This window comes from Pseudomonas sp. UBA3153 (assembly GCF_002364635.1).
GTDB lineage: Bacteria > Pseudomonadota > Gammaproteobacteria > Pseudomonadales > Pseudomonadaceae > Pseudomonas_O > Pseudomonas_O kuykendallii.
This window is the reverse complement of the sequence record NZ_DEYR01000104.1, coordinates 3,215-3,461: the sequence shown is the minus strand read 5'-3', so window position 1 is coordinate 3,461 and position 247 is coordinate 3,215. Positions and strand designations below refer to the sequence as shown.

The window sequence follows — 247 nt, the reverse complement described above, 5'->3', positions numbered from 1 at the left end:
AGGTTGGTCTGTTCGGCGATGGAGGTGATCACGTCGACGACGCTGCCGATGGCGTGCATCGACGACGCCAGCTCGCTCACCGCCTCGCCGATGTCGTTCACCGCCGCCGCCATCTGCTGCATGGTCACGCGGCTGCCACCGGCCAGGGTCTGCCCCTCGCCGGCAATGCGGTCGGCGTCTTCGGCGGCCCGCGCGGTGTCCTGCACGTTGCGCGCGATTTCCTGGATGGTCGCCGCCATCTGGTTGA

1 pseudogene is annotated in these 247 nt (G+C 68.8%); it reads right to left on the bottom strand.

The window, feature by feature from the left end:
• A pseudogene (locus B2X67_RS20550) lies at window positions 1–247 on the bottom strand (chemotaxis protein); the annotation flags it as partial.